The organism is Acinetobacter sp. CY81 (assembly GCF_059515925.1).
The window spans coordinates 291,119-313,992 of the sequence record NZ_JCAKNC010000001.1 but is presented as its reverse complement, the minus strand read 5'-3'; the positions used below and the strand labels follow the sequence as shown (position 1 = coordinate 313,992).

At 37.3% G+C, this 22,874-nt stretch carries 21 protein-coding genes, 1 tRNA gene and 1 pseudogene; 12 read left to right on the top strand and 11 right to left on the bottom strand.

From position 1 onward, the window contains the following. Nucleotides 1–45 precede the first annotated feature (45 nt). From AC5YDM_RS01510 to AC5YDM_RS01480, 7 genes and pseudogenes are all read right to left on the bottom strand, one after another. Nucleotides 46–1,113, bottom strand: a complete 1,068-nt coding sequence (locus AC5YDM_RS01510) for a PoNe immunity protein domain-containing protein (RefSeq protein ID WP_496150359.1) — start codon at nucleotides 1,111–1,113, stop codon at nucleotides 46–48. Between the two features lie 4 nt (nucleotides 1,114–1,117). Beyond that, nucleotides 1,118–2,566, bottom strand: coding sequence for a hypothetical protein (locus tag AC5YDM_RS01505; protein ID WP_496150358.1), 1,449 nt, complete (start codon nucleotides 2,564–2,566; stop codon nucleotides 1,118–1,120). Continuing rightward, nucleotides 2,563–5,640, bottom strand: a complete 3,078-nt coding sequence (locus AC5YDM_RS01500; protein WP_496150357.1) for a type VI secretion system Vgr family protein — start codon at nucleotides 5,638–5,640, stop codon at nucleotides 2,563–2,565. Before AC5YDM_RS01500 ends, AC5YDM_RS01505 begins: the two co-directional genes overlap by 4 nt. A gap of 132 nt (nucleotides 5,641–5,772) precedes the next feature. After that, nucleotides 5,773–6,092 (bottom strand): annotated as a pseudogene (locus tag AC5YDM_RS01495) (type I restriction-modification enzyme R subunit C-terminal domain-containing protein); the annotation flags it as partial. Nucleotides 6,093–6,371: 279 nt separating this feature from the next. Continuing rightward, complete coding sequence (locus tag AC5YDM_RS01490) at nucleotides 6,372–6,620, bottom strand: transcriptional regulator (protein ID WP_496150356.1); 249 nt, start codon at nucleotides 6,618–6,620, stop codon at nucleotides 6,372–6,374. Between the two features lie 121 nt (nucleotides 6,621–6,741). Then, a complete protein-coding gene (locus AC5YDM_RS01485; protein WP_496150355.1) occupies nucleotides 6,742–7,956 on the bottom strand; it encodes a tyrosine-type recombinase/integrase in 1,215 nt (404 codons plus the stop codon). 171 nt (nucleotides 7,957–8,127) lie between these two features. Beyond that, nucleotides 8,128–8,204, bottom strand: a tRNA-Ile gene (locus AC5YDM_RS01480). Nucleotides 8,205–8,490: 286 nt separating this feature from the next. On the opposite strand from AC5YDM_RS01480, the gene AC5YDM_RS01475 reads away from it, so the two are divergent. Then, nucleotides 8,491–9,051 (top strand): 1-acyl-sn-glycerol-3-phosphate acyltransferase, encoded by a 561-nt coding sequence (locus AC5YDM_RS01475; protein ID WP_496150354.1) that lies wholly within the window; start codon nucleotides 8,491–8,493, stop codon nucleotides 9,049–9,051. Nucleotides 9,052–9,166: 115 nt separating this feature from the next. Beyond that, the gene (locus tag AC5YDM_RS01470; protein WP_496150353.1) at nucleotides 9,167–9,919 is read left to right on the top strand and encodes a YebC/PmpR family DNA-binding transcriptional regulator; all 753 of its coding nucleotides are present in this window, start codon (nucleotides 9,167–9,169) and stop codon (nucleotides 9,917–9,919) included. A gap of 63 nt (nucleotides 9,920–9,982) precedes the next feature. On the opposite strand, the gene AC5YDM_RS01465 is transcribed toward AC5YDM_RS01470, so the two are convergent. Beyond that, entirely contained in the window at nucleotides 9,983–10,453 is a 471-nt protein-coding gene (locus AC5YDM_RS01465; protein ID WP_496150352.1) for an Lrp/AsnC family transcriptional regulator, read from the bottom strand. 176 nt (nucleotides 10,454–10,629) lie between these two features. After that, on the bottom strand, nucleotides 10,630–11,394 hold the full coding sequence (locus tag AC5YDM_RS01460) for a glutathione S-transferase family protein (RefSeq protein ID WP_496150351.1): 765 nt from the start codon (nucleotides 11,392–11,394) through the stop codon (nucleotides 10,630–10,632). A gap of 467 nt (nucleotides 11,395–11,861) precedes the next feature. Here AC5YDM_RS01460 and AC5YDM_RS01455 point away from each other — a divergent pair, with 467 nt between their 5' ends. The 7 genes from AC5YDM_RS01455 to ychF all read left to right on the top strand — a co-directional run bounded on the left by AC5YDM_RS01455 (nucleotide 11,862) and on the right by ychF (nucleotide 19,679). Further along, on the top strand, nucleotides 11,862–13,064 hold the full coding sequence (locus tag AC5YDM_RS01455; protein WP_496150350.1) for an SfnB family sulfur acquisition oxidoreductase: 1,203 nt from the start codon (nucleotides 11,862–11,864) through the stop codon (nucleotides 13,062–13,064). 10 nt (nucleotides 13,065–13,074) lie between these two features. Continuing rightward, nucleotides 13,075–14,298: an SfnB family sulfur acquisition oxidoreductase gene (locus AC5YDM_RS01450; protein ID WP_496150349.1), complete on the top strand. Its 1,224-nt coding sequence runs from the start codon at nucleotides 13,075–13,077 to the stop codon at nucleotides 14,296–14,298. Then, nucleotides 14,298–15,782, top strand: coding sequence for an LLM class flavin-dependent oxidoreductase (locus tag AC5YDM_RS01445; RefSeq protein WP_496150348.1), 1,485 nt, complete (start codon nucleotides 14,298–14,300; stop codon nucleotides 15,780–15,782). Before AC5YDM_RS01450 ends, AC5YDM_RS01445 begins: the two co-directional genes overlap by 1 nt. Before the next feature lie 23 nt (nucleotides 15,783–15,805). Further along, nucleotides 15,806–16,660, top strand: a complete 855-nt coding sequence (locus tag AC5YDM_RS01440) for a MetQ/NlpA family ABC transporter substrate-binding protein (protein WP_496150347.1) — start codon at nucleotides 15,806–15,808, stop codon at nucleotides 16,658–16,660. Between the two features lie 12 nt (nucleotides 16,661–16,672). Further along, nucleotides 16,673–17,743 (top strand): methionine ABC transporter ATP-binding protein, encoded by a 1,071-nt coding sequence (locus AC5YDM_RS01435; RefSeq protein ID WP_496150346.1) that lies wholly within the window; start codon nucleotides 16,673–16,675, stop codon nucleotides 17,741–17,743. Continuing rightward, nucleotides 17,724–18,383, top strand: a complete 660-nt coding sequence (locus AC5YDM_RS01430; RefSeq protein WP_496150345.1) for a methionine ABC transporter permease — start codon at nucleotides 17,724–17,726, stop codon at nucleotides 18,381–18,383. The genes AC5YDM_RS01435 and AC5YDM_RS01430 overlap by 20 nt, the downstream gene beginning before the upstream one ends. A gap of 204 nt (nucleotides 18,384–18,587) precedes the next feature. Continuing rightward, nucleotides 18,588–19,679, top strand: coding sequence for a redox-regulated ATPase YchF (gene ychF, locus AC5YDM_RS01425; RefSeq protein WP_496150344.1), 1,092 nt, complete (start codon nucleotides 18,588–18,590; stop codon nucleotides 19,677–19,679). A 148-nt stretch (nucleotides 19,680–19,827) separates the two neighbouring features. Here the strand turns inward: ychF and AC5YDM_RS01420 are convergent, their stop codons facing one another. Next, on the bottom strand, nucleotides 19,828–20,373 hold the full coding sequence (locus AC5YDM_RS01420) for an Mpo1 family 2-hydroxy fatty acid dioxygenase (protein WP_496150343.1): 546 nt from the start codon (nucleotides 20,371–20,373) through the stop codon (nucleotides 19,828–19,830). A 116-nt stretch (nucleotides 20,374–20,489) separates the two neighbouring features. Between AC5YDM_RS01420 and AC5YDM_RS01415 the strand changes: the two genes are divergently transcribed. After that, nucleotides 20,490–21,185 (top strand): Crp/Fnr family transcriptional regulator, encoded by a 696-nt coding sequence (locus AC5YDM_RS01415; protein WP_496150342.1) that lies wholly within the window; start codon nucleotides 20,490–20,492, stop codon nucleotides 21,183–21,185. A 9-nt stretch (nucleotides 21,186–21,194) separates the two neighbouring features. Here the strand turns inward: AC5YDM_RS01415 and AC5YDM_RS01410 are convergent, their stop codons facing one another. Continuing rightward, entirely contained in the window at nucleotides 21,195–21,677 is a 483-nt protein-coding gene (locus AC5YDM_RS01410; RefSeq protein ID WP_496150341.1) for a hypothetical protein, read from the bottom strand. A gap of 122 nt (nucleotides 21,678–21,799) precedes the next feature. Between AC5YDM_RS01410 and AC5YDM_RS01405 the strand changes: the two genes are divergently transcribed. Both AC5YDM_RS01405 and ygaH read left to right on the top strand, forming a co-directional pair. Next, nucleotides 21,800–22,534, top strand: coding sequence for an AzlC family ABC transporter permease (locus AC5YDM_RS01405; RefSeq protein WP_496150549.1), 735 nt, complete (start codon nucleotides 21,800–21,802; stop codon nucleotides 22,532–22,534). Further along, the gene (ygaH, locus tag AC5YDM_RS01400) at nucleotides 22,524–22,865 is read left to right on the top strand and encodes an L-valine transporter subunit YgaH (protein ID WP_496150340.1); all 342 of its coding nucleotides are present in this window, start codon (nucleotides 22,524–22,526) and stop codon (nucleotides 22,863–22,865) included. Before AC5YDM_RS01405 ends, ygaH begins: the two co-directional genes overlap by 11 nt. Nucleotides 22,866–22,874 lie beyond the last annotated feature (9 nt).

Genomic DNA, 22,874 nt, shown 5'->3' with positions numbered 1-22,874 from the left:
ATAAGCCACCCTATAAGGATGGCTAAATCTTGCGATATTCTAAGTTTATTTTTCACCATCAAAATACCAATATACTTCACCCCAGTCTTGTTCTGAAAGCATTGGTAAAATGTCACCTCTATCAAAATATTGACGTTCATTTGGTTGGGCTGGAGTCGTCCAATAACCTGTTTTTGGACATTTATCCCCACCTTTGATTTTAATTTTTTCTACTGAATCTTGTGTTTGTACTTTTTCTGATTGTGCTTTAGCAAAATCGACTAAATCTTTTGGATAAAATTGATGCTCTCGATAAATGGTGTCATCAATATCTAATAGCCATGTCACTGCTGCTGCTTCCCATGACCAATAACCATAATAACTCCTACCAGATCTTAAGTCGGTTTCTGGGTGCTGTTCAAAGTATGGTTCACGCCGACTGGCTTCATACCAATCTTCTAAGTATTGCAACATCATAGCTGGACGTTTTTCAGGTGCAGTATCAAAAACTTTAATGAGCTTACGATAAGGTAAATGACGACGTGCTTCATTTGGTGGTATGCCTCGATCTGTTACAAATGGAGCAACCAATCGCTCGATTAAGCCATCTTTTTCTTGTCCTTCAGGCGTTGCTTCTTTGTAGTCGATAATCGGCATAATCCGATTCATTTGATCTGCATAGCCTGTCAGTAAACCAAAGCATATCAATCGTAAAGCAATATACCAATAATCTTCAGTTCCTAAAGAAATATGCCAGACATAACGGCCACCTGCATCAGGGCTTAAATTATAAAGATGACTCGTTTCAGCATATTCTTCTGTCCAATGAAGAAGATATGGATAAAGTTCTTTTATAGAATTTAAATCCCCGCCTGCTGAATATTGTAAAGATATCAAGTTCAGAACATCTTTTAATCTTTGATGACCAGATGCTATATATCCACCAAATTTAGAATCATTTTTATAATGGCTAAATCCATCAACAACTGTATATATACCATTAACAAACGTATCAAATCTCTTGTGATACATTTCTTGCTCAAGCAACTTATCTCTAAATAAACTTGTATCTTTTACTTCTAAACTCAACCATTTTTGCCAATCTATTTCTTGATCATTTACTTGTATTGACATACTTTCATCTCTCCAACATCTCGTTTGGTAAAACAAATTCTAATTTAATACCGTGTGCAGTTACTGTCCGTGTACACTTAGGTTTATTTAAGCCTTTACATTTTTCATGATGATCGAATTTATCACCAGTAATAGTGACCAAACTTCGATCATATGGGCATCGAATTGCGATGGTTTTACCTAGTTTTCTTTCTGTGGATGGTTTGAATTTAACTCGTCGCCAATCTTCTATTTTATCCAATAAATTGTCATGTTTTGATACTATTTTGGCTGAATCTATTTTACTAGCAATCCATAAATGCGACATCTGCACACCATCACTCACAGTCGTCCCCACTGAACGCTTAACCTTATCATCTTGGTCTGATGCCATATAAACATCGAGACCCATTTTCAATGCCATCATGGCTGCTTTGGGCGTCATGAGTGTTCGATGACTCAGAGCATTGGTCGCTTTACTGTCTGTAATACGATACTTATGCGCTAGTCGAGCACTATGCCATACATGATCAAGTCCGTTATGACCCGTATCGTGATATTCGTACAGCACGCCATTATTATTAATTTTAGAGCGACTTTTCATGCGTTTTACATAGTAATAATCCGTAATGTGCTCACCACCTGAACCAAGTTCTTGATTCGATCTTCGCTTACGTTTTAATTGTTGTCGTTTAGTTGACGTATTTTGACGCCCTGGACTTGCATTATTACCACCAGTATTTCTTGGAACATTGCCATTTTGCTGAGTTCGTGGGGCTGGATTATTATTTGGTCTACTGGTTGTTGTCGGTGTTCGAGTCGTAATAGGCGCTTTAGCAGTTGTATTTGGATACGGTGTTGCAAGTGCTTTTTTATGTGCAGCTTGCATTTCTTTCATAACCATATCAATTTTTTGATTGACAACTTTTTTCATTTGCTTAAGTTGGGTCACTAATGTTTTTAACTTAGCATTACCAAGAACTGCTCTTGTCATCCAACTATCAAAAACATCAATTAATCCATCAATTATTTTATTACTGGTCGTTTGTAACTCTTTAGTGTAAGTATTCCAATTTAAATTTCTAAACCATTTATCCACATCGCCACGTAATGTCTTGCTTGGTATTGCGTCCAAAATCGCCCCCATAGCTTTACCTGAACGCAATTGTTTAAAGACAATTTTTAATCCATCACCAGCAATTGGAACAAATGCAACAAGATTAAATACCAAATCAAACCAATTCTCTTTATTATCTGGCTTTTCAGATATTTTAACGACTGAGACAATCACATTCCCGACATCAACGCCTTGACCAACAAAGGGTATACAACCTATCACAACTGCAACAATAATTTGAGCAGGACTGGAGCCACTACCATCAAGTACACCTTTAATCCATTGAGCCGCCGATTCTTCCCCTTTAGCTGTTACTCTCACAGCTTGCGTTGAACCCTTCGCTACGGCAGTATTCATTGTTTATCTCCTAGGTCTAATCTAGAAGTAGAATCATCTGTAAGTAAAATTTCTTCTAAATCATCTGCTATTGCATCATCTACATCATTTTGTTGTGGTATTAATTGTTCTTCATAATCGCTTACATGATCATCGTATTCGATATTATTTGACGTGAGCATGTCTTCAATTTCATCAGGGAAATATTCATCTAATAATGCATCTAATTCTTGTTGGTTGTATTGCTCAATAAGTTGTTCAGCTTCAGTAACACTCATTACTTTTTGATCTTTGAAAGGATTATCAATTTTTTCTTTATCTGGTTTCGCCTCAACACCACTAAAGCCATAGTAGACTTGAGGTCTTTTTTTATCACTAGGAATAGTGACTTTGGCATAACCGCCAGCATCTAATACACCTTCTTGAGAAGAACCATCAGCAAAAATCAGTTTAAATGGGGCTTGTGCAACAGGCTTTAAGTCATCATAAACATATTTTAATTTCAACTCTTTTGGCAATAAATTTATAGCTGACAGTGCAGGTAAAGTTGAAGATACTTTACTTCCCCCCACAAACAAATGCTGTCCAGCTTTCACCTCAAACTTCCCACCCGTGGTTGGGAAAACACCAGATCCATTGATCTTGATTTGTGATCCACCACCAGTGAGTACAATTTCTTTCGGACTGGTGATATAAACAGTATCTTCCGTCGAAATGATCTGAATCGCTTTACGAGCGATTAAATCAGCACCATCACCTTGAGCCTGTATTTCGATCTTACCTTTACCAGCAAACAGCCTTGCACCTTCTTGTGCTGCAAATAAACTGATTTTACTTTGAGCATGCGCAAGAAGACTCTTTTGCGTACTCAAGTTAATGCTATCACCAGCACTATGGCTGATTTGACCATCTGCGGATAGATGTACATCTTCATTAGTCGTAAGTGCAATCGAATTTGGTGATGCCAAAACCATAATCGCTTGTTTAAAAGCTTTTGCTTTGGTTTCACTGGTTTGCTCAATCTGATCAATGAATTGCTTCAGGTTATCTAGTACTTCTAGAGGATCAGTCTGTTGGTTCTTCGCTACTTCACTAAGCGCTTTTGAATTATTGAGGCTAGATTCAAGCTGTGATTTGGTTTCAGCTGCATCTGAATGGTTGCCCAATGCATCGTCTTGTTTATAGGTTGAAAGCAATAACCCTTCTTTAGCTCTTAATGCTCCCCATTGATCTGTTCGTAGTTCAAAACCTTCTCCACGACCATCACTTGTGTCTGTTTCTTTAGGATGACTAAGATTACCTAGATTGAGTTGTGATGAACCATGACTGCTTTGAAGTTGGGTTGAGATTTGTCCAGTAGTATCATCAAAGCGGAGTTGCCCAAAACCTTCGCCTTGGATTTCTTTGGAACGAATTCCTGAAAGTTTCTTGGTATAAGGCAGTTGTCCTTTTTGATCAAACTTAGTAGGGCTACGATGTGCTTCATGAATGCGACCTACAATATATGGTCGGTCAATATTGCCATCAAAAAAGTTAATTACGACGATCTCACCTATACGTGGTAAGAAGCGTGCGCCATAACCTTCACCAGCCCAAGGGGTGAGTACATCGACCCACGCTGAGTCGGTATCATTGTTATTAGAACCTGAACCACCATCATGGCTATGGTCTTCATTGCGTGTGAAGAGGAACCGAACTTTGATGCGTCCCCATTCATCGACATGGATTTCTTCGCCATCAATACCAACCACTTTGGCACGTTGAGGATGAGTCGTCGGTCTGTCTTCTAAGGGATGATAAGACGGCACGATCTCAATGTTGCGACGCTGTAAAATGAGTTGATTGGCTTGTCGTTCGTCTGTGTTATTCGTGGTGATGAGATTCAACTGCCAATTGCTTTGTTTAAGCAAAGCCGTGACCTGATCCGTCAAATCTTTCGGTAAGTTATTTAGGTTATAAAAAGTTTTTGAGGTGATTAAAAATTCTTTATCTGAACCAGAATGTTGATCAATTTCTGGATGTTCATTGAGTTCAAACCAATAACCAACATAGGCATCTCGTACCGTTGAGGTCACTTGAAATTGCTTGGCTTGAGAATCGTAATATTTCTTCAGATTTTCATTGAGCTTTTCAATCTGGCTATTGCTTGATTTTGTTGCGCCATCTTCACCTTTGAGGTCTTGTACCCATGCAGGACTGACATGAAAAGCTTGTTCTAAACCCAGACTCGCAACATCCTGATTATTTGAATGCTGATGTTTAGTGAGTACTGAACCTGCGCCTTCATGTTGCTCTAAAGCATCTGCTTGCCATCTTTGAACATGCACAGCTGTCGGCTGTAAGGAACGTAAGGCTGTAAAAGCTGTGATGCTGTCTTGTCGTTCTGTAGCACTGCTACGATGAAAACGAATACTTCGTCGGTCTAATTTTTGAAATGGCGCATTATTGTCAATGAGTCGAAGTTTCTGGGGTTGAATTTTTTCAGAGACACTGAACACCTTGTGCTGTGATTCATCAATCAGTGTGTTAACGCCTTCAGAGGCTAAAAGGCGTTGCATGAAATCAAAGTCAGTTTCATTACTTTGCATAATGAAAGGACGTACATCATAGGTTTTAGTTAGCCCACTTTTATCTAGAGTTAGGCTAGAAGCAAGTAATGGACTTTTAGATTGCCATTCTTTAAACAGGATATCTACGACATCAATCACCGTTTTGTTCATAAATACACGGCTGTTGCGGCGGTGCTTAAACAGTGTAGTTGGGTCTTCTACCGTTAAACGATAGATGGTGAGTGAACCATCGCTTGCTCCAACGTCAGCTTTGGTGACAATGCCTGTGGTACGTGTTAGTTGTGATTGATCTGTGACGATATCAACGGCAACTTGCGACCCAATGAAATTTTTTAAAGGAATAGTGGCGTCTGTTGCAAGGCAAATCAGTTGTAAATGAACACCATCATTCAGCAGATGAGTTCCATCAATGCGCTGTAAATAGACTTTATTATTTAGCGCACCATTTGAAAATTGAACATGAATTGCACGTTTTTGTGCAGTTAGTCCAAGTTGCTCAAGGGCATCATAAATATTTATAGCCATATTATTCTTTGTAGTGATTATTTGATCTGTATTTAATTATATCAAAGACAGTTTTAAGTCACTATGTATAAATGTATATAGGCGACACTCTGTGACTTTCTTTGAATATTTCAACTAAATTGCTTGATGTTATTAAGCCACCGCTTCATTAAATGCCTCAACTACCCCAAAGATGCTGTCAGCATCCCGATCATTAAACACACCATCAATTCCTTCTTAGTTTAGTGGATCTGGTTAAAAGGTGATTCATATAACTGTGCTACCTCTAGTACACCATTTTGTGTCAAATGCTTAATCATCATTTCCACAAAGCGAATCTGTTTTTCGTTATACGTTGATCCTTGAAAATACATAGAGAATACTTTTTGTACAGCCTGATGATCTTATCCCACCTAAGATCTAATGAAAAAAGGAGGCGATTTTTCTGTCCCAAAAGATTCTTCAAAATGATCTAGAATATTGATGGCTATTCAAACTTGTTCGTCATTCAGATTCAACCTTGGCTGTTCAGCATAATGGGTACTATGCTTGGTTGAAGCACTTCATGAGTAGAATAGCTAAACAAAGACAACAGCTTACTGGGCTGATAAAGAAATTTTGGATCTAAATACGCAGAATTTACATTTATCGAAAATTTCACTTTGATTTAAAATATATGGTTCAAAATTTCGGAGTTAATCGTGTCTATCTCCAAAGGGTCAATAAAAAGGCCCCGTAGGGCCTAAAATCAATCAACTTCGATTATTTAACTGATTCAAATGCCAACCATGAATCTCCCTATAATCGTAATAGACACCCGATTGCCTACTTGAACCTGATTTGATTGCCTGCGGAAAATTTGGATCAGCCAATGTGATTTTTCGAAGTTGATTAATTGAAACACTTAACAACTTACAGACTTGCTTTTTTGTTAGTCGAAGTGGTACAAATCCTACATTCATATTTTGATTAAGGTTTGGATGTAATTCAAACGGTGGCATTAAACCATCCTTAATTGTTAATTTAAATACAAACTTAACACCACTTTCAAAAAACATCTGTCGTAGGTTAAAAAAATGCAAAAATAATCATATTTGATTATTTTTGCATAAATTAACGTCTTTATAATTCTCTTTTTCCACAAATATTTTCTAAATAATTAGACCAATATTGCATTACTTCATATCGCTCTCTCAAATGTGCACCTTTATCATAAGCACCCTTAACGCCTAATTTTAGGTGAGCCAATGCTGATTCTATTACCTGTGCCCGGTCACTAAATTTATCATTTAATTTTGTTGATGCAATATGGCGAAAGCCATGTGGATTCTGCTTACCAAAATATCCCAATCTATTTAGTGCAGCATTGAAAGTTAAATTTGAAATTGACTTATTAACACTGTCCCGAGCAGGAAATAAATACTCACTCTCACGTTTCGAAATTGATTTCAATCTTATTAATAGAGCAACTGTTTGATCAGATAAGGGGATTCCATGCTCAATCCCTCTTTTCATTATTGAACCAGGTCTGATCCAAACACGTTCTTCAAAGTCGAATTGGTTCCACTGCGCTTGCCTAAGCTCCCCAGGTCTTGGAAACAAATGAATCAATAACTCTAAACCAATGCTAATTTCTTCCGAACGGTATCCCCTTATTTTTTCAACCATTTCAGGAAGATCTTTTAAGTGTATATGTTTCATACATCCTGGATTTGATTTATCTAAAAATTTCTGAATACCAAGTAGAGGGTTATACTTAATTTCATCTTTAAAAACAGCTAGATCATAAGCATTACGACAATATGAAATTAATTTTTCGATTCGATTAAAAATCTTTAATTTACGTTGTTTGGTTTGAAAAAATTCAAGCCATTCTTTAGAAGTTATATCCTTATATCTACGTTGACCAAAAATAGGAAGTAAGTGTTTCTCAATAGATTGAACTTCCTTCTTGAATGTTAGGGAATCCCATGTACTTTTCTTAATATCAATCCAATCACGCATTAAATGCTCGAATAATTCATTTTCTTCTCGTATAGATTGTTTTAACCGTTCTGTACGAGTAACAATTTGAAGTTCACCCGACTGATATTTTAATGCTTGTGAACGAGCAACTTTAACAGGGACCTCTGGATAAGATCCTAAACCTACCCATGTCCATTTACCTTCATTATTCTTCAGACGAAGCTGCCATGACTTTTTACCTGAAATTTGAACTTTCATATAAAGTCCAGAAATATCTGCAATTCGACACTCTCTACCTTGGGCTTTAAAAGCAGCATATGCAACATCTGTTAACGGTTTACTTCTAGTCATAACCATTTGTTTACCTGGCATTTATATTAAATCTGTATCCTGAGTTATAGTTTTATTAAAGGATACATGCAAGGATACAAATGAGCGGTTTCTATATGTGTGTATATGAGTTTATTTTATACATTAAAAAACCCTTAACTCTATTAGAATTAAGGGTTTAGATATCATATGAGTGTATATAATTATAAAATTTGGTGGGCCCAGACAGACTTGAACTGTCGACCAACGGATTATGAGTCCGCTGCTCTAACCAACTGAGCTATAGGCCCTATAAATACTGATATATCAAGTATTTCGTCCGAGAATACTATCGAAAAAAAAAATGAAATACAAGGGATTTTACGATTGTGAAATAAGGACGTATAAATAATAGCCAGTTTTGATTTTTATATACTTAAAGCCGAATAAATACTTAGATTTCGAGATTTAAACGAGTATGAGTTTTTCAATTTAGACGTACATAATTGTCGCTTTTAACGCTTTGCATATTGTCTTTTAAACAACTTCATTTCAAAATTACGCAACATAAATGCCTTAACGAATAAGACCTTGGTTATGAAAAAACAAATTGCTGAACTTGCTTTTAAACTTGCTGGCGTTAAATACCACGTTGAACCGGGGCTATTAGAAGACAAGCAAGTGATTATTGGATTTGAACATACCACCATGATGGATGCTGTTCTTTCAATTGCGCTATTTCAAATCCATGATATTAAAATTCACACACTAATCAAAAAAGAACTGTTTAAAGGTCCATTTAAACCTCTATTAGAAGGTGTCGGTGGTATTCCTGTTGACCGTAAATCTAATCTTGATATTGTTGCTCAAATGGTTCAACAATTTGAACAAAACGAACAATTCAATTTAGTGATTGCTCCTGAAGCGACTCGTGCAAAGAATGGTGAAGCACGCAAACCGATTCGTACAGGTTTTTGGCATATCGCAAAAGCAGCTAATGTTCCGATCGTTTTTTTATTCGTGAATCAAAAAACAAAGAAAGGTGGAATTTTCGGTAAGATTTACCCAACTGATTTAGATCAAGATCTTTTGAAAATTAAAGCAATGTATAAAGAGCATACAGGCTTAGACATTGTGATTCCTGAACCTAAAAATTAAGTGACAATAATTTAAAAAACCTATTTTCAAAGGCTTTATTAGAAAAAAGGCCTTATGGTAGAATTCTTTCCAATTCGATTAGGCATAAGGCCAATCTACAAGGAGCATATTTCGCATGGCGGGTCATTCCAAGTGGGCTAACACAAAGCATCGCAAAGCAAAACAAGATGCGAGTCGCGCTAAAGTATTCACAAAGTTTATTCGTGAAATCGTAACAGCAGCTCGTTTAGGTGGTGGTGATGTTGCATCTAACCCCCGTTTACGTGCTGTCGTTGAAAAAGCACTCGTCGCAAATATGACACGCGATACCATTAACCGTGCAATTCAACGTGGTGTTGGTGGTGAAGATAATGCTGATTTAAAAGAAGTTACATACGAAGGTTATGGTGTAGGTGGTGTTGCCGTTATTGTTGAAACAATGACAGATAACTTAAACCGTACAGTACCAGACGTTCGTCACTGCTTCTCTAAGACTGATGGAAACTTGGGTACAGCAGGTTCTGTTGCCTACATGTTTACCAAACGTGGTGAGATTACTTTTGAAGATGTATCTTTAGAAGATCAAATCATGGATGTTGCTTTAGAAGCAGGTGCGGAAGACATCGAAGTTTCTGAAGATGAGATTCTGGTCATTACAACACCTGAGTCTTTTGGTGATGTTCAAGATGCACTTACAGCAGCAGGTTTAAAATCTGACAACGCTGAAGTAGTCATGAACCCATCAACGAAAGCTTCAATTTCAGATATCGAACAAGCGAAAAAAATCATCAAAATGATTGATATGTTTGAAGATCTTGATGACGTTCAAAACGTTTATACAAACGTAGAATTCACTGATGAAGTGATGGCTGAATTAGAAGCGCTATAAGTATTAGTTGAAATAAAAAACGCACTATTGGGTGCGTTTTTTATTAAGCGATGGATTCAATATCTATACACGACTTAAAAGACCACTACAGTTAAATACTTTATATTCTTTGATCACGAAACTTGAATGTAGTGCAACAACAAACTCTATTTTACCAATACGTTTCAGCAGAATTTCACTATAATTTTCCATATCACGTGCAACGACTTCAACAATGAAATCAGCAGATTGACCTGTTACCAAGAATGCATTAATCACTTCTGGAATACTTTCTAATTCTTCAAGAAACTTCGCAAAGGTATCCGTATCATGCTTACTGAGCGACACTTGTAAAAGCACATGCAAGCTAAAACCGAGTTTTTGATAATTAATATCTCGCTTTAAATTGGTCATGATATTATTTTCAATCAAGTTCTTAATCCGTCTATGCACTGAACTGACTGACAAACTAATACGCTCTGAAAGCTCATTGAGATTCAGATCTTCATGGGTAAGTATTTCTAAAATTTGCTTGTCATAGCGATCTAATTCCATTGCTACTCCCCTTTTATTATTAAAACAACTTAATACCGAATCTAAGCTTATTTTCGGAAAATTAATAGTAAATATGATTATTTTTTTAAAATTAATAAGAATAATTGGTCTAATATTAAAAAAAATTCCCACTTCGATTAAAGTGAGAATTTATTGGATACTAATAAAGCTTAGAATTACATGCCACGCCAATCCACTCGTGCACAGCGTTCATTTTCATAAATGCGTTTTACATACTGACCTATCGGTTGATCTAACAAGTAAAGCTTAAAGTTATGATAATCTTCAGAAATATCAGAACTCATTTCCTTTTCCCAAGGTGTTCCTTCGATTTCAAGCAAAGGTGCTAACATGGAGCACACGGCAATATCCGCTAAACCGAGTCGATCACCAACCAAATAGCGTCCTTGATTTGCATTCAATCGGGCATTTAAATCAATAATAATTTCATCCATACTGACTTTGGCATGGATTACTTTTTCAGAATCAAGCTGATAGCCTTTAGATACCAAACTTTTAATAATGGGTTTTGAAAATTTTTCGAATTTTCTTAAATAACCTTTTTCACCGATCATAATTTCAAGCGGTTCATCACTTTCAGATAATGCATGTGCCAAACCCCAACGGCGAACATACAAACCCAATTCATTTGAAATCTGATTAATTTCTAATGCTTGTGCTCTGAGTTTTGGATCAGAACGTAGTAATGCATGCTCTGGATAATGATCATCTAAGTAAAGTGCTATTTCTGTCGAACCAGCCACCCATTTTTCATCATCTTTTAAAATAGGGAGCTTATTTTGCCCTGTTTTAAGCTGAGTGAAAGCTCGATGCACACCTGGAATCAAATTATGCGCCACAAAATTAAGCTCTTTGTGATCAAGTAACCAGCGAGCTTTCTCACAAAAATGAGATAGTGGAAACTGGTAAAGTGTGCGCATAAGTTCTCCAAAAGGAAGTAGCAAAATTTATAAAAATGAAATCTATGACTCAGAATGTAACATATTTTTTCGAAATATTTATGCACAGTACTCTATCACTCAACATTCAAATTACAAGTTTCAATCTGTGAATGATTGATTACTTATAAATCTAAACCAGTTTTAGACATTTAAATTTGATCAATAGCGATAGAAAACAATACATTTCCAATAAAATAATTGTCTAAATTTATAAATAATATGCACTTACTTATCTTATATCTCAATATAAGCAACAATTTATTGAAAAGCACAACAGATACTAATTTAACTTTATTTATATATATCAAATATTTAAATTCTATGAAAAAAAGCTATTTTTAGCATTTTTTCTATTTAAGATTTATCTTCATAACCTCATCAAAATCCAACATTTACCAATTTAAAATTAGAAGCGTAGCGTAAAGACAGATATTTAGGATCTCATCATGTCACGCTTAATTTCAAATACCGTTCATATTCTTGAAAATGATCAGGATGCTATAAATGCCGCTTATCAGGTTGCAGATTTTGCACTTGAAGGTCGTAATATTCGCGATCAAACAAGACAATTACCTTTTGAAGAAGTGAGTTTATTCAGTCAAAAAGGCTTAGGTGGATTACGTATTCCTAAAAAATACGGCGGAGCTGAAGTTTCAAATAAAACATTGGCTCATGTATTTCGCATTATAAATAAAGCTGACTCAAGTTTAGGACAAATTCCACAAAACCAAATTGCACTACTCAATATGATTAATCTCATGGGGACTGAGCAACAAAAACAATTTATATTCACTGAAATCTTAAATGGTAAACGCTTGGCCAATGGCGGACCTGAACGGAATACCAAAGACTCCAAAACTTTAAATACCCAGCTTCGCATTGAAAATGGCAAATATTTAATTACAGGTCAAAAATTCTATTCAACAGGAAGTAGTTTTGCAGATTGGTTAGCGATTAAAGCCGTTCATCCTGAAGGTCATGTCGTACTGACGATTATTAATAGCCATAGTCAAGGGATCGAAGTCATTAATGATTGGAATGGCTTTGGTCAACGTACAACGTCAAGTGGCACAATTATTCTAGATCAAGTCGAAGTTGATCCTTTCCTAATTTTTGATGAACGAATTTTAGCGCAAGCAACCAATTATCGCGGTGCATTTTCACAATTATTACAAGTTGCGATTGATGTGGGCATTGCTGAAGCAGCCTTTGCAGACACACTCTCTACAGTATCAAAAGCCCGCCCGATCATTGATGCCAATGTAGAAAAAGCAAGTTTTGAGCACTACACCCTGCAAGAAGTAGGTCGATCTCAGATTTTACTTGATGCCGCGATTTTATTACTTGATGAAGCTGCCGACTATCTCGATGAACTTGATGCTTTGGGCGAAGTTTCAGCTGAGCAAGCAGGTTTAGCCTCTATCAAAGTGGCTGAAGCTAAAATTTACGCCAATGACGCAGCCCTACTCATCTCAGAAAAACTTTTGGAATTAGGCGGGAGCCGATCAAGTTTAAGTGAACACAATCTCGATCAACACTGGCGCAATGCACGTGTGCATACTTTACACGACCCTGTCCGCTGGAAATTTCATGCACTGGGTGATTATTACTTAAATAACAAGCTTCCAGCTCGTCATGCTTGGATTTAAGGAGAAATTCATGACTTCATATCAATCTATTCTTCCTTTTACAGCACAGCCTCTTACTCAAGCTCATATGATTAAATCTGATCAAGAAGCTTTAGATATTGCGAAACTACTCGCTGAAAAATTTAAACAGAATGCAATTCAACGTGATGCTGAAAGACAATTACCATTTGAGGAAATCGAAGCATATAGCCAATCAGGCTTATGGGCGATTACAGTCCCCAAAGAATATGGTGGTGCAGACGTTTCAAGCTACACCGTGGCTCAAATCATTGCCCTCATCAGTGGTGCTGATGGCTCAATTGGTCAAATTCCTCAAAATCATTTTTATGCCTTAGAAGTTTTGAGAAATACAGGCACTGAACAACAAAAACAAAAACTCTATGCGGAAGTGCTCAAAGGCGCACGTTTTGGAAATGCTTTAGCAGAATTCAAAACTAAAAATGCAGCTCAAAAACAAACCATTATTCGTAAAACCACAGATGGTTTCGAGGTATCAGGAGAAAAGTTTTATTGCACAGGAAGCTTATTTTCGCATCGCATTCCCACATTGGTTAAAGATGAAGATCACCGTGAATACTTAGCCTTTATTCCACGTCAAAGCGAAGGTCTAAGCTTAATTGATGACTGGTCTGGTTTTGGGCAGCGTACCACTGGCAGTGGTACTGTAAAGTTCAATCATGTCAAAATTCTCGCTGAAGATGTAATTCCATTTGATCAGGCATTTCAGCAACCCACTCTTGTTGGACCTTTCGCACAGCTTATGCATGCAGCTATTGAGACAGGTATTGCTCGTGCAGCATTTGAAGAAACACTCATTCGTGTTCGGCAAGCTCGTCCGTGGATTGATTCAGGTGTAGATTTTGCTACTCAAGATCCTTTGACATTATCTGAACTCGGTCGTGTTAGTGTCGATGTCAAAGCCACTGAACTTTTACTTAAACAAGCTGCTCACTCTATCGATCTAGCTAAACCACATCCGAATGAAAAAAATATTGCTCAAGCCTCTATCGATGTTGCGAAAGTCCGTGCGCATAGTACTGAAACAGCATTGAAAGCAGCCTCAAAGTTGGTTGAGCTAGCAGGCAGCCGTGGTAGCCAAAGTCAGAATGCTTTAGATCTACATTGGAGAAATGCACGTGTTCATACACTGCACGATGCTTCAAGGTGGAAATATTATTTCATTGGAAACTATGTACTTAACCATGTCCTTCCCCCACGTCGAGGGACACTCTAATGAGCCAAATCAATTTACAAAATCGTTCAGAAAATTTTATACAAAACCATCAACAAAATAAGCCAACGAACAATCTACACAGCGGTCAGAAAAAAATTCTACTCAATGCTTTTGATATGAATTGCGTTGGGCATATTAATCATGGGCTGTGGACTCATCCTCGGGATGAATCTTATCGATTTAATGAACTCAGTTACTGGACGGACTTAGCGAAAACATTAGAAAAAGGCTTATTTGATGGGCTATTCATCGCAGATATTACAGGTGTCTATGATGTCTACCAAAACGGTATCGACCTGACACTGAAAGAATCGATTCAATTACCCAGTCACGACCCTAGTACATTAGTGTCTGCTATGGCAGCCTTCACCAAGCATTTAGGTTTTGGGATTACCGTTAACTTAAGTTATGAATCTCCTTATCAATTTGCACGGCGCTTTGCGAGCTTAGATCACCTAACTCAAGGGCGCATCGGTTGGAATATCGTGACTGGATACTTAGATAGCGCAGAACGCTTAATTGGTCAAAAAGGATTAAAAGAACATGATCAGCGTTATGAACAAGCCGAAGAGTTCTTAGAGCTTTGTTATAAGTTTTGGGAAGGCTCTTGGGGAAATGATGCAGTGATCATCGACAAAAAACAACGCATTTTTACTCAACCCAATAAAGTCCATGCTATTCAGCATGATGGAAAATATTATAAAAGCGAAGGTGTATTCCAAGTCTCGCCTTCGATTCAACGTACACCTATGCTGTTTCAAGCAGGTGCATCACCACGCGGTTTAAAGTTCGCTACTCGGCATGCTGAAGCCATGTTTATTGGTGGTGATAGTACCGAAAAACTTACAAAACAAGTCGATAGCATTCGTGAATTAGCACGATTAGACGGTCGTGATGATCAAGCATTGAAGCTTTTTGCAGGAATTACCGTAGTCACCGCTGAAACAGATGAATTGGCGCAAGAAAAGCTTAAAGAATACGTCAAATATGCAAGTTCTGAAGCAGGACTTGCACATCTCTCAAGTTCTGTCGGTATCGATTTTTCTCAATATGCTGATGACGATGTCATTCCATATCAACAGACCAATAGCATTGTTTCAGTCAATGACCGCTTTAAAGAACAAAAAGTGACGTTGGGGGATTTAAAAGCTCAACATCTTTTGGGTGGACGTTATCCATTATTTGTTGGTTCAGGTACTACTGTTGCAGAACAGCTCATTGAACTTATTGATGCAACAGGTCTCGATGGCTTTAATCTCACACGTACGGTTGCACCAGAATCACACCATGATTTTATCCGCTTGGTAATTCCTGAATTACAACAACGCGGTCGTTATAAAACTGAATATGAATCTGGCAGTTTAAGACATAAAATTTTTCAAAAAGGTCATCATTTACCTGCTACGCACCCCGCCGATCAGTTTCGATGTCAAAGCTCTCTCTCATCTATTGAACCTGAAGATCAAACCAAGCAAACAGCTTAAAATATTAATACTAGGGGTGCACTATGCCACAAACTACAAATCAATCCGCTAAAAAGAAGCTCACTATTCTCGCAGTTGTTATTGCTGCCATCATTATTGGACTCGTCATTTGGTCTCAAAAAGGCAAACAAGATCAACAAGAAATCGTCATTGGAATAAGCCCTCCCTTTGCGAAGCCTTTACAAGTTGCAGTAGATGAGGCTAAAAAAGAAGGGATTAATGTCAAATTAGTTGAATTTTCAGATTGGAATACACCCAATATCACCCTTAATCATGGCGATATTGATGCGAACTATTTTCAACATCAGCCGTTTTTAGACAATGCTTTAAAAGAAACTGATTTCAAACTAAAAGCACTTGGCATCGGCTCAGGTACACATGTTGGGCTGTATTCTAAAAAATATAAATCTATAAATGACGTTACAGATGGCGCTCGCGTTGTAATCCCGAATGATCCAGTGAATCAAGGCCGTGCATTATTACTTCTACAACAGTCAAAATTGATTACATTAAAAGATTCCAACAATCATTTATCAAACCTTCAAGATATTGCCAGTAACCCTAAGAATTTAAAATTTATTGAGGTAGAAGGTCCTCAGACAGCTCGTGCTGTAGATGAGGCTGATTTGGTCTTTAGTTACCCGATGTATCTACGTTTAGCAAAAACCATAGACCCGAATGCTGCTTTAGTCCTTGATCAAATCAATAACACTCGTTATGCCATCTTATTTGTGGTCCGTGATGACTATGAAAAAACCCACCCTGAAAAAGCTGAAAACTTGAAGAAATTTATTAAAATTTATCAAAATTCTGAAAAGGTAAAACAAGAGTTGAATGCAGATATTGGTGAAAAACTATGGTTTAAGGGTTGGAAATAAGGAGAACAGCTCATGGTTAGTTTCGGCTCAACAGTCCAATTTGCAGTACCGCACATCACCATTCGAAATTTAAATAAATATTATGATGTACAGGGAAAACAAGTTCATGCTTTAAAGAATATAAATTTAGATATTCCAGAAGGAAAAATTTTCGGCATTATTGGTAAAAGTGGCGCAGGAAAATCCTCCCTGATTCGTACGCTAAATGGTTTAGAAAAAGCATCAGATGGCAACATTCAAATTCATAAACAGGAACTATCGCAGTTAAATCACAGCGAATTTATTGTTCTACGCCAACGAATCGGCATGATTTTTCAACATTTCAATCTCATGTCAGCAAAGACAGTTTATGAAAATGTCGCTCTTCCTCTCAAAGTTGCTCAATATAAAAAGTCAGACATTGAAGATCGTGTTAAAGAAGTTCTAGCTTTAGTTGGTCTTGAAGACAAAACTGAATACTACCCTTCACAGCTTTCAGGAGGACAAAAGCAACGTGTCGGTATTGCTCGTGCATTGGTGCATCATCCTGAGATTCTCTTATGTGATGAAGCAACATCTGCATTAGACCCAGAAAGTACCTCTGTTGTGTTAAATCTACTCAAACAAATTAATCAGAAACTGGGCATTACAATTGTTCTGATTACTCATGAAATGCAAGTCATTCGGGAGATTTGTGATCAAGTCGTAGTGATTGATCAGGGAGAAATTGTAGAGTCGGGTCAAGTATGGTCTGTCTTTTCATCCCCACAACAACGAATCACTCAAGAGCTCCTCAATTTAGAACAGCTTGAACTTCCTTTTGCTTTAAACAATCACCCCCTACATGAAAATGATCAGACGATTTTAAAATTACGTTATGAATCTAAGATTGATCAGTCACCTGACTTAAAAGAGATCTTTGATGCTTTTGATGATCCTGTTCATTTATATCAAAGTCACGTCGATACCATTCAAGGTCATTTAATTGGTTCAATCATTATTGCTGTTCGAAATAGTCAGCTTGATTTAGAACAACTACATCAAAAGCTTAAAAATAAAATTGCCAATATAGAGGTACTCGGTTATGCACGATCAACTCATTGATTTATTGATCAGCGGTACAATTGATACCTTACTCATGGTCGGTGTATCTGCATTAGTGGCATTTTTAATTGGATTACCTTTGGCAGTGGTTCTTGTAAGTACCTCAGAGCATGGTATTTATCCTTCTAAATCCATTAATCAATCAATTGGATGGGTGGTGAATATTACTCGATCAATTCCATTTCTGATTTTAATGGTTGCTTTAATCCCGATTACACGATTTCTCGTTGGCACCAGTTACGGCGTTTGGGCTGCTGTAGTGCCACTCACATTAGCGGCAACCCCCTTCTTTGCTCGAATAGCAGAAGTCAGCTTGAGAGAAGTTGATCATGGATTGATAGAAGCTGCACAGGCCATTGGCTGTAACCGTAAACAAATCATTTTGCATGTGTTACTTCCAGAAGCATTACCTGGAATCGTTGCAGGCTTTACAGTCACCATTGTGACCATGATTAATTCATCTGCGATTGCAGGTGCAATCGGGGCTGGTGGGTTAGGTGATATTGCTTATCGCTATGGCTATCAACGTTTTGATATGCAAATCATGCTAGCAGTTATTTTTGTTTTGGTTGTATTGGTTATGCTGATTCAAGCTACTGGCGATACCTTGTCTGCACAACTCGATAAGCGTAAAATCTAAAAAGTGTTATGTCTTAAAAAAGAATGCCAAAGTGCATTCTTTTTTATAATTATCCTAAAAATGCAAAAATGATTGCTACACAAAGCTTTTTGATTATTTCAATGCTTGGTTGAAAATGAATAGTTGTTCGGACATCCTGACTTTATGTTGGCTTTCATGTAAAATCAGCAACAATTTTTAGAAAACACTTTGTGAGTCATTTTCATGGGTTTTAATTGCGGTATTGTCGGCTTGCCGAACGTTGGTAAATCTACACTTTTCAATGCATTGACAAAAGCTGCTATTGCTGCGGAAAACTTCCCATTTTGTACAATTGAACCAAACACAGGTATCGTCCCTGTTCCAGATCCACGTTTAGACAAATTAACTGCGATTGTTAAACCTCAACGTGTGATTCCTACTTCTATGGAATTCGTTGATATTGCAGGTTTAGTTGCTGGTGCATCTAAAGGTGAAGGACTAGGTAACCAATTCTTAGCTAACATTCGTGAAACAGATGCGATTGCACATGTTGTTCGTTGTTTTGAAGATGAAAATGTCATTCACGTAAATGGTAAAATTGATCCACTCGATGATATCGCAACGATCAATACTGAGCTTGCCCTTGCTGACCTTGAAGCTGTCGCAAAAGCGATTACGCGTTTAAGTAAATCTGCTAAAAGCGGTGACAAAGAAGCGATTGCGATTAAAGCAATTCTAGAAAAAATTCAGCCATTATTGGATGAAGGCAAACCCGCTCGTGCTGCTGATCTAGATGATGATGAGCGTAGACTAATCCGTGGTTTTGGTTTAATGACTTTAAAACCAACCATGTACATTGCAAACGTGGCAGAAGATGGTTTTGAAAACAACCCTCATTTAGATGCTGTTAAGAAATTAGCTGCTGAAGAAAATGCGATCGTTGTACCATTATGTAACCAAATTGAAGCTGAAATTTCATTACTTGAAGACGAAGACCGTGCGGAATTCCTTGAAGCAATGGGAATGGAAGAACCAGGTCTAAACGTTGTAATTCGTGCAGGCTACTCACTTCTTGGCTTACAGACTTACTTCACTGCAGGTGTACAAGAAGTTCGTGCTTGGACAGTTAAAGTGGGTGCAACTGCGCCTCAAGCTGCGGGTGTGATCCACACTGACTTCGAAAAAGGCTTTATCCGTGCTGAATGTGTTGCTTATGATGATTTCATTCAATACAACGGTGAAGCTGGTGCGAAAGAAGCAGGTAAATGGCGTTTAGAAGGTAAAACGTATATCGTTCAAGACGGCGACGTACTACATTTCCGCTTTAACGTATAATCTTCTGTATATTTAATCGGTATATCTAAGAAGATGCAGTAAGCAGGATCTAATCGCCATATAATTAAAAAAGCCTCATATTGAGGCTTTTTTATGATCTATCATTTGTATTGAAACTTTGAGTTGATCTTTTGCCACACATTTCTACTCAATGTGAAAATGAAGAACTTTGATGTTGAGTACTGTCCATTTCAGAACGAATTTTACGCGCCTCAATCAACATTTTTTCTTCCAAAGGTTTACGCATTCCCATGAGAAAAACCACTTCTGCCAATACAAACAATGGGCCTATAGCTAAACCCACCAAATCATCCACAAAAGCAGGTTTTTTCTTTTCATAAAAATGCCCTACAAATTGAAAAATCCAACCGACTACAAAGAAACCAATGCTCAAAATCAACCAAGTCAGCACTGGATAACCCGCTATATGCAAAGCGACTGGATAAGCAACTGCAAAAAGTACAGCCATCGCCAAACCAAAGATCAAATCTAAACTCAGATAGTAAACCGTACTGAACAACAAAATAATTAAAGCTAAAGTGACAGAGTAATTCGCAACTGTGAATTCAGCTCTCGCTGTTAAACAAATAATCGAAAATACAATCATTGGAATGCCAATAAAATGTGTAATGACATTTTTTCGATCCAAATGATAGGCAGCATACTGACTTAATAATTTTTCTAATTTTGACATCAACCTAGTCCTTTATATTATGATCAGCTTTAATATAAAGACATTAAGCGAATAGAGTTGTCTGCAATACGACATTTAATTTTTCAAAAGAATATTTGCACTCAAAAGGATAATTTGTGCTCAACTCAGATCAAATAAAACGATTAGAAAATAATGTGTGGTACTCAAACCTACCGTCAAAATTTCAAAATTTTATTTTAGAAAATACACATCTGCTTGAATATTCAAAAGATCAAATGATCTTTCATTACGGTGATCAATTTGATGGGATTTATGCGGTTTTAGAAGGTGCCATCCAATTGGGCTATAGTGATGCCGAAGGTCGTGAAGCGGTCGTGGCGATTGCCGATCCGATCATGTGGTTTGGTGAAATCTCATTGGTCGATCAACAAGTGCGCTCTCACAATGCTATTGCCTTACAAAAGTCAATGTTGATGAAAATTGATGCTCAATCTATCCAGCAACTTTTAAAAACTCATCCTGAGTTTTGGTTTCACATTGCCCAATTGACCAGTCAAAAATTACGTTATGCATTTTTAGAATTGATTGCTTATCAAACTCAACCTTTAAGCCAGCGTTTGGCACAAAGATTATTATTTATATTACAAGGTTATGGTAATCATCTATCCATTGAAAAGCGTACCATTCATCTATCCCAAGAACAGTTAGCCCAAATGATGGTCTGTTCAAGACAAACCATCAATCAAGAATTACAAATGCTCGAAAAACTCAATATCTTGAAAGTTTCATTTAAAAAAATAGAGATTATTGATCCAAGTCAATTACAACGAATCGCCTCGAATCAATTGTAAAAGGGATAATTAAAAAAGATTGGTATAGGCTTTGGTATTTCCCAACTCAGGATTATCTACAGCTGTTTTACACTGTTGTTTATCACGTTCATAATTGGCTTGACGTTGTTTTTCCTGCCCTTCTTTCTCGACCAACGTTCGTGCCCAAGAATCAATACTGGTAAGCGCTTTACGACATAAAGCATACTTCCCTTCAGTTACTGAATCTGTCATTTTCACATTAATGCGCCAATCCAAAATCAACTGACGGACAGGATCACGAACTTCTGCTTGAATACGATTTGTTGCATTCTCATAAAGTAGCGGATCAACTTGATTAATCAATATCCATGCTTGCTGTGCGTACACAGTGGCATCATTGGTGATTTGTGTTGCAGGCTTAATTTCAACTTTTGTTTTTTCATTTTCAGCAGACTGACCACAACCCTGCAATAACACCACTGAAGAAACAATCGCAGCTACAAAATTAACGCGAAATTTTGAAGACTTCATACTTTAGCCCAATCAAACAATTCGGCACTATGCTATTAAATTCGGCTACAATACTCAATCTTGTTTTACCTTTTGTTCTATTTTAAATAAGGTGTGTCGTGTCAGAACACAAGCTTACTACAATAAAACCTGCTGGTTTTTGGCAAGGTGCCAGAGATAGTCAAGCGATTATATTCACTTATCTTCCTGTTTCTTTTGCTTTTGGTGTTTCGGCTACTCAGTTTGGTTTTACCGCTTGGGAAGCGTTGTTCTTGTCTTGCTCCATGTATGCAGGTGCAAGTCAATTTTTAGTCGTCGCACTTCTTGGTAGCGGAACGTCAATTTGGATGACAGCACTAACGGTGATTGCACTAGATATTCGTCATTTACTCTATGGCCCTGCTTTACAAAACCTGATTCAAGATCGATTAAATCTTAAAAAAACAGCCATTTGGTCTTGGGGATTAACCGACGAAGTATTTGCTTCAGGCATGATTAAATTGACTCAGCGACGTCAAGAATGGTCTGAATCTTGGATGTTAGGTCTGAGTTTGTTTAGCTGGATGTCATGGGCACTGGGTTCTTTTCTCGGCGGTATGTTCGCCGATCAAGTCAGCAATATGCCTCAGTTTTTACAAGCATCCTTAGACTTTTTGCTCCCTGCACTATTCTTAAGTTTCTTATTAGCTGCCTTTGAAAAGAAACACACTTTTATCGTTGCTGTGACAACTGTAGTATCTGCTGTAGCCTGTTATTTTATTGATATTTCTGCTGCCATTTTCATTGGCATCACTTCAGGTATTCTTGCAGGTTTATTTAAGCATTATATTTTAAAACGTCACGATGAAGCTTTAGTTGGAGATCACCATGAATCTTGAGATTATTTTGGTGGGTATTTTGGTGGGGATCGCTAACTTTGCATCACGTTTTGGTCCTTTTTTTGTGATTCAAAAGTTTCAACAAGGTTCTCAAAAACGCGGTGCTCTTTGGATTAAAATCGCTTTGGGCTCTATCGGCATTGCCGCGATCAGCTCAATGTTAGTGGTTGCTACGCTACCTCCATTGCTTGAAACACCCAATAAAAGTTTTGCCATGTTGGTTGGTTTTATAGTTTTAACTGGACTTTATTTTAAGTTTAAACAAATTGTCCCTGCGACTTTGACGGCTGCACTGACTTATGGTGTGATCTATACCTATGTTCCAATTTAATCCATCATA

What these genes read in the sequence shown, in the direction of transcription:
- AC5YDM_RS01475 (WP_496150354.1), top strand. Translation starts at nt 8,491, where the DNA reads ATGAAAAAACAAATTGCTGAACTTGCTTTTAAACTTGCTGGCGTTAAA.
- AC5YDM_RS01445 (WP_496150348.1), top strand. Translation starts at nt 14,298, where the DNA reads ATGAGCCAAATCAATTTACAAAATCGTTCAGAAAATTTTATACAAAAC.
- AC5YDM_RS01470 (WP_496150353.1), top strand. Translation starts at nt 9,167, where the DNA reads ATGGCGGGTCATTCCAAGTGGGCTAACACAAAGCATCGCAAAGCAAAA.
- AC5YDM_RS01410 (WP_496150341.1), bottom strand. Translation starts at nt 21,677, where the DNA reads ATGAAGTCTTCAAAATTTCGCGTTAATTTTGTAGCTGCGATTGTTTCT.
- AC5YDM_RS01420 (WP_496150343.1), bottom strand. Translation starts at nt 20,373, where the DNA reads ATGTCAAAATTAGAAAAATTATTAAGTCAGTATGCTGCCTATCATTTG.
- AC5YDM_RS01455 (WP_496150350.1), top strand. Translation starts at nt 11,862, where the DNA reads ATGTCACGCTTAATTTCAAATACCGTTCATATTCTTGAAAATGATCAG.
- ygaH (WP_496150340.1), top strand. Translation starts at nt 22,524, where the DNA reads ATGAATCTTGAGATTATTTTGGTGGGTATTTTGGTGGGGATCGCTAAC.
- AC5YDM_RS01485 (WP_496150355.1), bottom strand. Translation starts at nt 7,956, where the DNA reads ATGCCAGGTAAACAAATGGTTATGACTAGAAGTAAACCGTTAACAGAT.
- AC5YDM_RS01490 (WP_496150356.1), bottom strand. Translation starts at nt 6,620, where the DNA reads ATGCCACCGTTTGAATTACATCCAAACCTTAATCAAAATATGAATGTA.
- AC5YDM_RS01460 (WP_496150351.1), bottom strand. Translation starts at nt 11,394, where the DNA reads ATGCGCACACTTTACCAGTTTCCACTATCTCATTTTTGTGAGAAAGCT.
- ychF (WP_496150344.1), top strand. Translation starts at nt 18,588, where the DNA reads ATGGGTTTTAATTGCGGTATTGTCGGCTTGCCGAACGTTGGTAAATCT.
- AC5YDM_RS01430 (WP_496150345.1), top strand. Translation starts at nt 17,724, where the DNA reads ATGCACGATCAACTCATTGATTTATTGATCAGCGGTACAATTGATACC.
- AC5YDM_RS01500 (WP_496150357.1), bottom strand. Translation starts at nt 5,640, where the DNA reads ATGGCTATAAATATTTATGATGCCCTTGAGCAACTTGGACTAACTGCA.
- AC5YDM_RS01505 (WP_496150358.1), bottom strand. Translation starts at nt 2,566, where the DNA reads ATGAATACTGCCGTAGCGAAGGGTTCAACGCAAGCTGTGAGAGTAACA.
- AC5YDM_RS01440 (WP_496150347.1), top strand. Translation starts at nt 15,806, where the DNA reads ATGCCACAAACTACAAATCAATCCGCTAAAAAGAAGCTCACTATTCTC.
- AC5YDM_RS01465 (WP_496150352.1), bottom strand. Translation starts at nt 10,453, where the DNA reads ATGGAATTAGATCGCTATGACAAGCAAATTTTAGAAATACTTACCCAT.
- AC5YDM_RS01435 (WP_496150346.1), top strand. Translation starts at nt 16,673, where the DNA reads ATGGTTAGTTTCGGCTCAACAGTCCAATTTGCAGTACCGCACATCACC.
- AC5YDM_RS01450 (WP_496150349.1), top strand. Translation starts at nt 13,075, where the DNA reads ATGACTTCATATCAATCTATTCTTCCTTTTACAGCACAGCCTCTTACT.
- AC5YDM_RS01510 (WP_496150359.1), bottom strand. Translation starts at nt 1,113, where the DNA reads ATGTCAATACAAGTAAATGATCAAGAAATAGATTGGCAAAAATGGTTG.